Raw genomic sequence first — 306 nt, 5'->3', positions numbered from 1 at the left:
TGGGGTTATCCGCCCAGAACTTGGTGCGGAAAAACTCGCGCACATAGCCATCCCGCCCGGCAATTTTCACCCCAGGCGGCAGGCGCAGATCGGTGCCGCGCAACAGTGTGTCCATCACCTGCCCGGCAAACGATTCAATGGCGGCTGAGGCATGAAGGAAATCATCGTCAATGCAGGCGCCGCCCTGGTGGGCCTTGAATTTTTCAATCAGCCCGCTGTCCCAGCAGGCAGGTACCGCACGGAAATCTGGCTCGTCGATAAACAGCGGGATTGTGTAGAACCATTCCAGGAATTCGTTCCACTCGT

The 306-nt window shown here is 57.8% G+C and carries 1 pseudogene; it reads right to left on the bottom strand.

The features are described 5' to 3' along the window. Positions 1 to 306: pseudogene (locus E5Q11_RS17590) on the bottom strand (metallophosphoesterase); the annotation flags it as partial.

Origin of the sequence: Marinobacter confluentis, from assembly GCF_004785685.1 — a bacterium.
Lineage (GTDB): Bacteria > Pseudomonadota > Gammaproteobacteria > Pseudomonadales > Oleiphilaceae > Marinobacter > Marinobacter confluentis.
The sequence above is the reverse complement of the archived record's forward strand: the minus strand, read 5'-3'. Positions and strand labels throughout refer to the sequence as shown.